This is a genomic window from Paraburkholderia sp. CHISQ3, from assembly GCF_030464945.1.
In the GTDB taxonomy this organism is placed as follows: Bacteria; Pseudomonadota; Gammaproteobacteria; order Burkholderiales; family Burkholderiaceae; genus Paraburkholderia; species Paraburkholderia megapolitana.
This window is the reverse complement of record NZ_JALPRG010000019.1, coordinates 1-11611: the sequence shown is the minus strand read 5'-3', so window position 1 is coordinate 11611 and position 11611 is coordinate 1. Positions and strand designations below refer to the sequence as shown.

The window sequence follows — 11611 nt, the reverse complement described above, 5'->3', positions numbered from 1 at the left end:
ATGAATTCAGCTTGCATGAGCCGGCGACTGATTGAAGAAATCGTCGATAGCCTGCTTCATCGGGGCGCGCGATCCCTTCGTCAGATAGATCATGTGTCCACCCGGAAATGCCTTGATCGGAACCGCCGACGACAAACCCGCACCCGCAAGATCGAGTTCGCCTTGATGATACGGACACGCGAGATCGTGATACCCGTGGAACACGATGACCTTGAGAGCAGGATCGAGTGTCATCGCTTCGCTCAGATCGGGTAGCGAAGTCGGGTGATTCGACGTGTCGGTACCGTGCGTCCATTTCCAGTCGTTGATGACCGCGCCGGGCTCGATCGCATAGGTCGACGCGCTGCTGTACTTGAGGAAATCTGGCAGATACGTCTTGATCTCGTTGGCGAACGCAGGGTCGTTGTAGTCCTCGGCGTCCTGGCTGTTCGGGCCTAACGGCTTTCCGTCCGATCCAACATAGTCGGTTCCGGCGGGAATGGTCACCAGGCCGTTATAGCGGTCCATCCGCGACCAGAATCCCCACTTGAGCCACTGATTCGCCGGCAACTGCAGCGCAGCCGAAGCGAAATCCGGCACATTCATGTTGAACGCGGTTTGCCACTCGGAAGCAGTCAATCCTGTCAGTGTCGCCATCGTCTGGAAAAGCGCCTGGTCGGCCGGGGTAAAAGTGGACGCTGCGTAGGGCGGATAGAGACCGGACGTCTCGTTAACGTAGTTGGACAGATTGGGCGCCCATTGCTGGGATGCGGCAAGACGCGCCTGACTGACATAGTCGCCAACAGACTGCGCACTCGCGCCCGGATTCTTCATCGAGTACGAAATCGCGGCGTAGCTCGGGATAAATCCTTCGCAAGAGACGTTGGAAACAGTTTTGGTCCAGTTTGGATCGCTGCTGCTGCCCGTGTAATCGCCATATCCGCCAGCCGAATTCCACGCCATGTAGCAGTTGGTTTTATAGCTGAGGATCGGCGAATTCAGGATCACCCCGGTCAACGCCGGACCGCCCTGGCCGAGGCTGCCTTGCTGTTCAAGCAGGTTCGCGACGATGGGCGTGCGGATGCCGCCATAAGACTCGCCGTACAGATACTTCGGCGATGTCTGTCTGCCGTTCACGGTGATATAGCGCGTGATGAAATCGCGGAACGCCGCCGTGTCCTGGTCGACGCTCCAGAAGTCCTGATTCTTGTGAGGCGCGATCGCTTCCGAATAGCCGGTGCCTGGTGCATCGACAAACACGAGATCGCTGTCGCCGAGCATCGTCACGTCGTTATCGACCAGCGGAAAATTCGCGGGCTGGGTTTGCAGCATGGCGGGCGTCAGACTGGCTTCGTCGATGTCCAGCGTCTTGGGACCCCACGAGCCCAGATGCAGCCAGATCGTCGATGAACCTGGGCCACCGTTCCAGAAGAAGGTCACCGGGCGTTTGCCGAGCGGCTGATTGTCGCGCGTGTAGGCGACGTAGAAGAAGGACACTTCTTTGTCGGCGGGTTTCGATGCATCGGTGCTCGGCGCCGCGGCCGTGAGGTGACCGGCCGTGGCGGTGTAACTGACCGACTGACCATTGATGGTCATCGTGTGATGCGTGATCGCTGCCTGATCGAACGCCGCGTTCGCGGGAAGCGCGTCGCTTGCGGCGGTGCTGTACTGGTTGGGGTCTGTATAAGGCTGATCTGCGAGTACCGCCGCCGGCGACGGTTGCCCGGACGACTGTCCCGACGATTGCCCGGAGCTTGCCGAACTCGTACTACCCGAGCTTGAGACGTCGCCGTTACATCCGGAAAGTGTCACCGCGCTCGCGCACAAGAGCGCGAGCCAGAGCAAGTTTTTCTGCATTGACGTGATTCCCCTGATAAGAACCGACTGTTCGGAACATCTTTCATTCGTAAGCTGGTTTCAGCTGGAGCAGCTGTCGCCGCGCCTGCTTCGTAAGTTGCAGGCGCAACCCGATGGACGGCCGCGCTCTCAAGGCGCAGTTGCCGTGCGTCGTTGTTTAGCTAAAGACGACCAGGGAACGGAAGGGGACCAGTTGGTTTAGGGGCTGGTGAGAATCAATGAGATTGCTGCTGCCTGGCACGGCTCGCAGCGTGAACATGGCGCCCGGATCTGTCGAAGCGCTGAGGCTTCGAATTCCCACCTTGATGCTATCGAGTCGTTACATCCGGTTGCCGTACGCCTTTCCGGCATCCACAAGATCGCCAATCAGACTCACCACCCGATCCTGCTTCTCGATATGCGGAAAGTGCCCCGCTTCCGCGACGACTTCAAAGCGAGCACCGGGGATGCTGTCTGCGTAGCGGCGTCCATACTCGACATCGATAATCCGATCGCTCTCGCCCCAGATCACCATCGAAGGAATGGCAATTCCCGCCAGCCGCGCCCGCAGTGTCGGATCGTGCATGAATGCCTCGCCCGAGTAGGACAGCATCACTTTCTGATTCGAGGCCATCATCGCCAGGCCCTCCGGAGTGGCGGGCACCACGGCAAATTGCCTGGGGTCGTGGAATGCAAATGCCGCTCTGTCGGCTGGCGGCAATGTGCCTGGGTTCACGATCGGACGGCCGTCCGGTGCCGCATCGATCCCTGCTGCGCAGAGAAGAACGAGCCCGGCCACGCGCGGCGAATTGCGCAGCGCCATTTCCGCTGCGATCCAGCCGCCGAACGAATTGCCCACCAGAATCACATCGCGGGCGTCCACCTGATCGAGCAGGGCCAGGTAGGCAAGCGCGAGATCGTCGACACGATGGCACCACGCCGGCTGCGGCTGACCCGCAAACCCGGGGTGCGTCGGAACGATCGCCCGTCCGTTTCCGGAGAGAGCACGGGCCAGCCCGGACATCGAATCCGGGCCGGCGCCGCCATGCAGAAGGAGGAAAGTTCGCCCGCTACCCTGATCGGAGATTGCCAGAGGCAGTGTTTCCGCAAAGAGAGGCACAGTTTGATTGCCGATCGTCATGGTGATACCCTCAAGTTCATGTGTATCAGCATAGTTATATAAACATATTTATATGTCAACACAACTCGAAGAACTTGGGCTGGCTATCAAGAAGGTTCAGTCGCGCCATCACCGTGTACTGGATGATCGATTGCAGCGTCTTGGCGTGAGCCTGGTCCAGTGGAATGCGTTGCGTGAAATCGATCGCAATCCCGGCAGCAATGCCCATCGGCTAGCGGAGTTGACCTTCAACTCCGATCAGGCTTTCGGCACGCTGACCACCCGGTTGCTGCGGCTGGGTTTCATCGAACGCGAGGCCGGTCTCGGGCGTGCCAATGCCCATCATCTGACCGCTAGCGGGAAAGCGATGCTGGCGGAGGGGAAGGAGGTCATGCGGGAGGTGCTGGAGGCTTCATTTGCTCCTCTGGACGATGAGGAGCAGACGACGCTGCTCGAAATCCTGAGCAAGCTGCTCGATCATCCTCTTGATGATGACGATGACTCGTAGGTCAGTCGGCGTATTGCCGGTTCGTCCCGGTGGTCACGACCGGGACCGGGACTGCAATCCAATCAGCCTCAACGTTTTCTAATGCTGTTGAGCAACCTGCTCGATGACATCCCGCAGGCGGCCAGCAGCCTCGCTCAACTGCTCGACCGAATGTCCGCCGAAACCCAGCATGAGTCCCGGTCGCGGCGCAGGCCCGTCGTACATGGAAGAAATTGCCCGAACCGCAATACCTGAAGCCGCGGCGGCTGCTTCTACTTGCTTGTCGTCGATATAGGCAGGTAACCAGGCAAGCACATGCATTCCCTGATCGCTCGGTTGAACCTCGATAGCGGGAATCTGACGTTGAAGTTCCGCGAGCAGCGTTGCGCGTCGTTCCGCATAGACTCCCCGAATGCGGCGAACGTGCGTCTCGAAGTAACCATCTCTCATGAACGCTGCGATCACGTGCTGATCGGCTAACGGCGAATGCCGGTCCATCAGTGCGCGCGCGCCAATGAATGCATCGACAAGTGCGGGCGGCACGATTGCATAACCGAGTCTGAGCGACGGAGCCAACACCTTGCTGAAGGTCCCAAGATAGATGACCCGCGCGGGATCGAGTCCTTGCATCGACGGGAACGGATGGCCGGCGTAGCGCAGTTCGCTGTCGTAATCGTCCTCGATGACCCACGCACCGCTTTCCCGCGCCCATCTCAGCAGCGCTGCACGCCGCGCCATACTCAGCGGCATGCCGAGCGGATATTGATGCGAAGGCGTCACGAAAATCGCCCGGGCGGCCGGAAACCTGGCGATCGCATGCGTGAGATCCATACCGTTACTGTCTACCGGCACACGAAACAGTCTGGTCTGCGCATCGTCCAGAACTGCCGTCAGTCCAGGATATGCCGGGTTTTCCGCCCATGCGACATCGCCATGAGACAGCAGAACGCGTGCCGAGACATATAGCCCCTGCTGCGTGCCGCTCATGATGATCACGTTGTCGGCGGTACACGTCACCGCTCTCGACTTTCGCGCGTAGTCGGCGACGGCTTCGCGCAGCGAGCGCAGTCCGGCGGGGTCTCCGTAAGTGGTCGGTGCGGCTGCTTGCGTCGCGCGCACGCGATTGCTCAAGCGTCGCCAGGTGTCGTCGAGCGCTACGTCGCCGCGCGGCACCGCGATCGAAAAAGGCACAGGCGGAAGCGGCGACATCGCCTTGACCACCGCCGCATAGCGTTCGATGTTGGGCGGCAACGGGACCGGATCGTCGGGTGTCGTCGTTTCGAAACCGGTCGGCCTGTCGCGCCATTCAGGCTCCGCCCAGGTTTGCGATACGAGCGTGCCAGCGCCTACGCGCGCCTCGAGATATCCCTCCGCCACCAGCTGTCCGAATACGTCGGTGACGGTGCCGCGCGCCACATCCAGCGAACTGGCGAGCGTGCGCGTAGACGGCAGACGCTCCCCCGGTTTCAACTCACCGCGCGTGATCGCATCGCGCAGCATTCGCGCGAGCTGCTCGCCGATCCGACCGGCGCTTTTGTCGATGGCGCCGAGCACGGGGGCATCGACGGAGTTTGTTTTCCTGGACATGACCGTACCGCTTGCGTAAACCGTCATCACGAGTCCGGTCCATTATGGATACGGTCGTGTCGGAGCGACCTCACGCCGACGGCGCGTCCGCGCCGGCTGGCTTCAGCGCACAATCAAATCACGCGAGTGACGGTGCTGCGAAGGTGGCCACGTGGTCGAGCTTGATATCCGCGTCAGCCAGTAGTGCAGGGGAGAGTGGCGTGGCAGACAGGACCCATTCCTTGACGACGCGCATCGTGAGCGCCACGTCTCGCACAGGTCCGAACGCGCTGACGCCGATCAACGTGCCATCGTTGGCGAGTGAAAAGAAGATTCGACCGGCGCCGATCTTCCGTTGAGCAGTCACGCTTCCCAACGCCGGCAATCCGGCGATCTGCAACACGGCGTCGTATTGATTGGACCAGAACCACGGCAGCGGGTCGTATGCGACTTGCTGGCCCAGCATGCTTCGCGCAACGAGATCAGACTGGTCTTCGGCGTTCTTCCAGCTTTCCAGTCGCAACGGCCGACCGTACCGCGTACTCGTAAAAGCGCACACGTCGCCGCAGGCGAAGATCGCCGGGTCACTGGTGCGAAGATCTGGACCGACCACCACGCCGTTGTCGACATCGAGACCGGCTGCTTCAGCGAGGTGCGTATCGGGACGCACACCGATGCCGTACACGACGTGGTCGCAAGGTATCGATTCCCCCGTCGACAAACGCACGGCCGTTACCCGCTCGGTTCCCTCAATGGCAACTACGGACACACCGAAGCGCAGATCGACGCCACGTTCCCGATGTATGCCGATCAGTTCATCCGATACGATTTCCGGAAGGCTTCTCGTCAACGCATGCGGGGCGGCTTCGAGTACCGTGACGTGGCAACCGAGTTCCCTCGCCGCCGCAGCAACCTCCAGGCCGATGAATCCGGCTCCGATCACTACGATGCGATTTTCCGCGGTCAGATAAGAAGCGACCAGGCTGGCGTCGCGGGTGGTGCGGAGCTGGCTGACGCCGGGCAGGTTCGCGCCAGGCACGGGCAGAGCGATCGCGCGTGCGCCTGTCGCAATCAGAAGCTGGTCGTAGGGGATTGTTCGACCGTCGTCGAGCGTGACGGTCTTTTGCGAGCGCGTTATCGCCGTCACGTTCCGGTCCAGCACGAGTTCGACGGATTGCTCGACATACCATTGCGCGGGCCAGAACTCGCACGCATCGGCAGTCTTCTTGCCGAGAAGCACCGCCTTCGACAGCGGCGGCCGGTCGTAGGGCGGCTGCGATTCATTGCCGATCAAGGTGATCGGCCCGCTCCATCCTTGCTTTCTTAACGCGTGAGCCGCTTTCCCGCCGCTATGTCCCGCACCGATAATGACCACACCATTCACGCTCAGGTCTCCTCTGGCATTTGCATCCTGACGATCAGCAAAAACGTCGATGACGGATGTTATGCCTTTGTGTCGCCGATTGCATCCAGCGTAGCCTGCCCCATGGCTATGTCGCCTTGCGCCTTCAGCGCTTCTCCGAGGCTCAGACGGTCGCGCAGTTCCCGGTTCTGGCTTAGCTTGAACTTGCCTGTAATACGCGTGACTTCGATTTCGATACCGACGATTGCCTTGAGCATCGTGTCGATATAGTCGGCGGGCGCATCGCCCATTTTCCAGGGCTTCGGCAGGGAAGCTTCGTGCGTGCGCGTGAGACGCGCGACCATGCCTCTCACGAACCGCTCGTCATCGCGGATGCGGATTTTTCCATGCAGGTGGACGACCTTGTAATTCCAGGTCGGAACCTGTTTGTGAAACTCGTGCTTGCTAGGGAACCATGTCGGCGACACGTACGCTTCTTCGCCACGGAACACGACCATGACCTCGTCGCCGTCCTTCACCTCCTGCCAGACCGGGTTCGACCGCGCGACGTGGGCGCGAAGCGTGCCGTGTTCGCCTTCGTCCGGCGTGAGTTCAAATGGAATGTGATTGGCGTCCAGACCACCCGGTGTATTGGCAATGAGAATGCCCAACGGATGCTCCCGGATCATGCGATGAAGTGCTTCTGCATCGGGTACAGCGAAGTGCGCGGGTATGTACATATGAAACTCCAGATTCCACCGGTCATCGTCGCGTGACCTGATGTGCGTACAGAGGGGATTCGGTGACGGAACTACACTGCGGTCATGTCGAACTCCGATGTTCGTCTACGACCGAGGCGTTCGGAAGTGCCATTTTTATTCGAATGGACTGGTCCACTTGTCGCTTTGATGAAATGGATCACTGCGTTCGTGACGAGCTCGCGACGATTGTGACAGGTTCGATTCGTTGACCTGGGTACGCGGTCCAATGGGAATTCGCCATGTCTTGCGATCCGGGGGAAACCTGGAATTGCTTCGGGGCGGCGACTTTCAACCAGGCTTAAGCTGCGTTTAAGAAAGCCGCCATATCCTGCAGCTAATCCCCTGTAGCAGATCTTCCTGGCCGCTCACGCGGCCTCTTTTTTTGGACTCAGCGCATGAAAACGCTCTGGCGGTTGATTCAGATCACCGTGTGCCTGCTGGTGTCCATCACCGTTCTGATTTTCCTGCTCTCGCTCGTCGCGCGCGTGGTGCCACACGTGTAACCGACCAGCGATGCGTGGCGAATGACGTCGCGTTCGCTATTGCGTCGGGGTTCCCCATACGTTCGTGACGACTTGTATAGACGCCATGTTTCCAGCATCAATCTCCGCCACCGTCACATTCGTCCGATTTCAACGTTGAGAGACGCCAGCTCGCACCGCGGATCTTGAACGAGCGTGTCGGCATCAAGCAGGTCTTTCACGCCGAGCGGAATCGGCGAGCCGTTGAGTATCTTTCGACAGTTCACCGGGATCAGCGACGACGTGCCGGGTCGCTGTGCGAGAAATTCTGCGGTCCGGTGAATGTGGTGCGGTGTCAGGCTCCTGCGGGTGTGTCGGTGCGCGCTGGTTCGTCCCTCGCGCTACTAATACCGGCGGCGGGGGCTGCTGCAGGTGTCGAGTTCGTCGCATGCTGTGACCCACCAATGCTGACCGCGGAGCGCGCACGCGTGTCGACCTTCAACTCGAATACGTCGGGCCGCGCGTAGTGTCCGGTCACGTCGAGATCGAACTTGCCGCGCACGATGTCGTCGGTATCGATCTCGGCCGAGAGAATGGCTTCCTTGCCATAGACAGGGCCGGCCAGCACTTCGCCCAACGGACTCACAATAACGCTGCCGCCGCGGATCAACACCGTGTCGGGCGCGTCCCCGGCAATACCGGCGTAGTCGGGCGGGCAGCCGTCGCGGGTCAGATACTGGCAAGCGCTCAGCACAAAGCAGCGTCCTTCATAGGCGATGTGACGCATCGAGCTTTGCCACATATCGCGGTCGTCCACGGTCGGTGCGCACCAGATGCCGATGCCTTTCGCGTACATCGTCATGCGTAACGCCGGCATGTAGTTTTCCCAGCAGATCGCTCCGCCCACTTTGCCGAGCGGCGTATCGAGCACAGGCAGTGTCGAACCGTCGCCCATGCCCCAGACCAGACGCTCGCTGGCCGTTGGCATCAGCTTGCGATGCCGATCCAGCAGCGCGCCGTCGGGACCCCAGTACAACATCGTGCAATACAAGGTCGCCCCGTCGCGCTCGATCACCCCGGCGACCAGGTACGCCTGCGCCTGTTTCGCAAACGTGCCGATCCGAGCCACTTCGGGACCGGGCACCTCGATTGCCGATTGCCAGTAGCGCAGGAAGTCGTTCCTCCCTTCGGCACTGCGCATGCCGACGCGTGCGCCGAAATCGAGTCCCTTCGGATATCCGCCCACATAGGCCTCGGGAAAGACGATGAGTTGCGCGCCGGTTTGTGCGGCTTCGCAGCACTGCGCTTCCATTCGATCGAGCGTGGCCGCCGTATCGAATACCCGCGATCCCGCCTGAACGACCGCTACCTGATATTTGCCCATGTATTCCTCCTGACCATTGATGCGGCGCAGTTTGCTATGCTGAGAAATATTCATCAAACAAATTATTTGGAAGATGAAAATTAACGTTGTGGATATTCGAAAGCTGGATCTGAACCTCTCGGTCGTGTTTCTGGCGGTGTGGCAGGAGCGCAGCGTCACGAAAGCGGCGTCCAGACTGGCGCTCAGTCAGGCCGCTACGAGCGCGGCGTTGGCGCGCCTGAGGGAAACATGCGGGGATGCACTGTTCGTTCGCACCCGCGGCGGGATGGAGCCGACGCCGCGCGCGTCGGCGATGGCCGAACAACTGGAGTCCGGCGTCGCGCACTTGTGGCAGGTGCTCACGCAGCATCAGACTTTCGATCCGGCCACTACGGTGCGCAGCTTCTCGATCGGCATGTCGGACGACTTCGAGCTCGCCATCGGTCCGGGCCTGTCGCGGCTCGTTCGCGAAGAGGGCGAACATGTGTCGTTGATCTTCAGGCAAACCAACCGTCACATGGTCGAGCAGATGCTGAACGACCGCGAGATCGATCTGGCTGTGGTTTCGGGGACGGTGCGCCGGGCGTGGATTACCCAGGAACACATCGGCGACGCGGGGTATGCCTGCCTGGTGGACGCCGAAGCGCTAGATTGCCCGCTGCCGCTCACCGTCGACGACTACCTGCGGTTGCCGCATCTGCTCGTTTCGTACTCGGGACGCTCCGGCATCGTGGACACCGCGCTGAATACGCTGGGAAAGCAGCGTGTGGTCCATACGGCGCTGACGCACTTTTCGGCGGTGCCCGCTTTTCTCGCGGGTGTCCGGGCGGTGGTGACGCTCCCAAGTCATGCCGCCGCGGCGCTGGCCCGCATGGCGGCGCTTACCGTTTGCCCCGTACCGATGGATCTCGGCGAGTATCCGGTTCAGTTACTGTCGCGGCGCGATAGCGACGGAGATCCGGCGCTCGAGTGGCTGAAGGAGAGGATCAGGGTTGCCTGCGCCGGCGCGCTCGATGCCGCTGGTGGTGAGGTTGGCCGTCTCCCTTCGGCGGAAATCAGGCCGACGTCGGCGGGATAGGGCACGCGATCGCTCGCGTTAGCGTGGGACTTGCGGGCGCTTGTGCGGCAACCGCCGGGAAGCTGGCTTGAGCTGCTTTGTTGCGGTTCGAACGCAAGGTTCGGGCACAATGACCGGCTTCATCGTTACCTGCCCGACTATTCGTATGACCCTCCGTCGTCTGGCCGCAATCTGCGGTGCGTTGCTATTACCGTTTGCCACGCTGTCCTCCGCGCCGTCGTCAGCATTTGCCGCCGATGCCCCCGCGCACTGGGTGACCGCCTGGGCGACTGCACTGCAGCCTATTCCACAGCAAGCCGACCTGCCGCCGCTGTACCGCGCCCCCGAGGTAGCCGGTCGGACCGTTCGGCAGATCGTCTATCCGACCTTGTCGGGGGCGGCGGCGCGGGTTCACGTGAGTAATGAATACGGGCACGCGCCACTCGTCATCGAGGGGATGCGGATTGCTCGGGTCGCCGGCGGTGCCGCGGTTCGCGCCGATACGGACGTGCGGGTGACGTTTGCTGGCAAGGCATCGGTGGCGCTGCCACCGGGTGCGGAGATCGATAGCGATCCGGTGCGGGTAGGGATCGTTGGCGGTACACCGTATGCGATCAGCGCCTACATGGGAAGCGAGCAGCGGATGGTGGCGTGGCATCGCGTCGCGAATCAGGTGAGTTACGTTTCCGCGCCGGGCGACCATGCCGGCGATGCTTCCGGCGACGCGTTTCGCGGGCGCTTTACGCAGTACGCGTGGATCACCGGCCTGACCGTCGATGCGCCCGCAGCCGGTACGGTTGCGGCAATCGGCGATTCAATTACCGACGGCATGCGTTCGAGCCTCAACCAGAACCGGCGCTGGCCGGATGGCCTGGCGCGGCGCCTCGCCCAGTCAGGCGAACGAAGCACGGCGGTCGTCAATCTGGGTATCAGCGGCAACCGGCTGCTAAACGACTCTCGCTGCTATGGGGACGCACTGGTCCGGCGCTTCGACCGCGACGTGCTGCAGCATCCGGGTGTCCAGACGGCCATCCTGCTGGTCGGCATCAACGACATCAACTTTGCGGCGATGCCGCCACGCAGCGGGCTGGATTGCGATGCACCGCATGCGGCGGTTACGGCGAGCGATCTGATCGAGGGCTATCAGAAGGTGATCGCGGCGGCGCACCGCCACGGCGTCCGGATCGTGGGCGCGACGCTAACGCCTGCCGGGTTGCCGCCGCAGCGCGAGGAGATCCGGCAGACGGTCAACCGGTGGATCCGGGCCAGCCGGGCCTTTGACGGGGTGGTCGATTTCGACGCGACGCTGCGTGACTCCGCTGCGCCGGATCATCTGCAGCGCGGGTATGACAGTGGCGATCACATCCATCCGTCCGACGCCGGTTACGCGGCAATGGCCGAAGCGGTTTCGCTGACTACTGTGACGGGTGCTGCCGCAAAGTAACCGTTCACAAAAAGTTGGCGCCCGCCCTTGTCACAGGCCGGGGATTGGCCTACTATTCGCGTCCTCGTTTGCGAACGAGGACCGCTGCAGAAACCAGCGGGTGCGACGTCAGAACGGTTTTAAGCGAAAGCAAAAAATAGTGTTGACGAAGCATGAAAGACTCTTCATAATCTCGTTTCTCTGCTGCTGATGCGG

9 protein-coding genes are annotated in these 11611 nt (G+C 61.3%); 3 read left to right on the top strand and 6 right to left on the bottom strand.

Annotated features, from left to right (window positions below):
* Positions 1-6: 6 nt before the first annotated feature.
* Positions 7-1836: a peptidase S10 gene (locus tag M0D65_RS31900; protein ID WP_266256037.1), complete on the bottom strand. Its 1830-nt coding sequence runs from the start codon at positions 1834-1836 to the stop codon at positions 7-9.
* A 319-nt stretch (positions 1837-2155) separates the two neighbouring features.
* Positions 2156-2956, bottom strand: coding sequence for an alpha/beta fold hydrolase (locus M0D65_RS31895; RefSeq protein WP_266256036.1), 801 nt, complete (start codon positions 2954-2956; stop codon positions 2156-2158).
* A 52-nt stretch (positions 2957-3008) separates the two neighbouring features.
* Between M0D65_RS31895 and M0D65_RS31890 the strand changes: the two genes are divergently transcribed.
* Positions 3009-3443: a MarR family winged helix-turn-helix transcriptional regulator gene (locus M0D65_RS31890; RefSeq protein WP_266256035.1), complete on the top strand. Its 435-nt coding sequence runs from the start codon at positions 3009-3011 to the stop codon at positions 3441-3443.
* A gap of 78 nt (positions 3444-3521) precedes the next feature.
* Here M0D65_RS31890 and M0D65_RS31885 read toward each other — a convergent pair whose 3' ends face one another.
* From M0D65_RS31885 to M0D65_RS31870, 4 genes are all read right to left on the bottom strand, one after another.
* Positions 3522-5009 carry a PLP-dependent aminotransferase family protein gene (locus tag M0D65_RS31885; RefSeq protein ID WP_266256034.1) on the bottom strand — a complete coding sequence of 496 codons (1488 nt, stop codon included), beginning with the start codon at positions 5007-5009 and terminating at the stop codon, positions 3522-3524.
* Between the two features lie 118 nt (positions 5010-5127).
* Positions 5128-6372: an NAD(P)/FAD-dependent oxidoreductase gene (locus M0D65_RS31880; protein ID WP_091017543.1), complete on the bottom strand. Its 1245-nt coding sequence runs from the start codon at positions 6370-6372 to the stop codon at positions 5128-5130.
* Positions 6373-6431: 59 nt separating this feature from the next.
* On the bottom strand, positions 6432-7070 hold the full coding sequence (locus M0D65_RS31875) for an FMN-binding negative transcriptional regulator (protein WP_266256033.1): 639 nt from the start codon (positions 7068-7070) through the stop codon (positions 6432-6434).
* An 837-nt stretch (positions 7071-7907) separates the two neighbouring features.
* Positions 7908-8936: a carbon-nitrogen hydrolase family protein gene (locus M0D65_RS31870; protein WP_266256032.1), complete on the bottom strand. Its 1029-nt coding sequence runs from the start codon at positions 8934-8936 to the stop codon at positions 7908-7910.
* 73 nt (positions 8937-9009) lie between these two features.
* Here M0D65_RS31870 and M0D65_RS31865 point away from each other — a divergent pair, with 73 nt between their 5' ends.
* Both M0D65_RS31865 and M0D65_RS31860 read left to right on the top strand, forming a co-directional pair.
* Positions 9010-9993 (top strand): LysR substrate-binding domain-containing protein, encoded by a 984-nt coding sequence (locus M0D65_RS31865; RefSeq protein ID WP_266256031.1) that lies wholly within the window; start codon positions 9010-9012, stop codon positions 9991-9993.
* A 145-nt stretch (positions 9994-10138) separates the two neighbouring features.
* Positions 10139-11416, top strand: a complete 1278-nt coding sequence (locus M0D65_RS31860; protein WP_266256030.1) for an SGNH/GDSL hydrolase family protein — start codon at positions 10139-10141, stop codon at positions 11414-11416.
* Positions 11417-11611: the final 195 nt, after the last annotated feature.

Excerpts from the sequence above, each read along its gene's own strand:
- M0D65_RS31900 (WP_266256037.1), bottom strand. The coding sequence starts at position 1,836 with ATGCAGAAAAACTTGCTCTGGCTCGCGCTCTTGTGCGCGAGCGCGGTG.
- M0D65_RS31895 (WP_266256036.1), bottom strand. The coding sequence starts at position 2,956 with ATGACGATCGGCAATCAAACTGTGCCTCTCTTTGCGGAAACACTGCCT.
- M0D65_RS31890 (WP_266256035.1), top strand. The coding sequence starts at position 3,009 with ATGTCAACACAACTCGAAGAACTTGGGCTGGCTATCAAGAAGGTTCAG.
- M0D65_RS31885 (WP_266256034.1), bottom strand. The coding sequence starts at position 5,009 with ATGTCCAGGAAAACAAACTCCGTCGATGCCCCCGTGCTCGGCGCCATC.
- M0D65_RS31875 (WP_266256033.1), bottom strand. The coding sequence starts at position 7,070 with ATGTACATACCCGCGCACTTCGCTGTACCCGATGCAGAAGCACTTCAT.
- M0D65_RS31870 (WP_266256032.1), bottom strand. The coding sequence starts at position 8,936 with ATGGGCAAATATCAGGTAGCGGTCGTTCAGGCGGGATCGCGGGTATTC.
- M0D65_RS31865 (WP_266256031.1), top strand. The coding sequence starts at position 9,010 with ATGAAAATTAACGTTGTGGATATTCGAAAGCTGGATCTGAACCTCTCG.
- M0D65_RS31860 (WP_266256030.1), top strand. The coding sequence starts at position 10,139 with ATGACCCTCCGTCGTCTGGCCGCAATCTGCGGTGCGTTGCTATTACCG.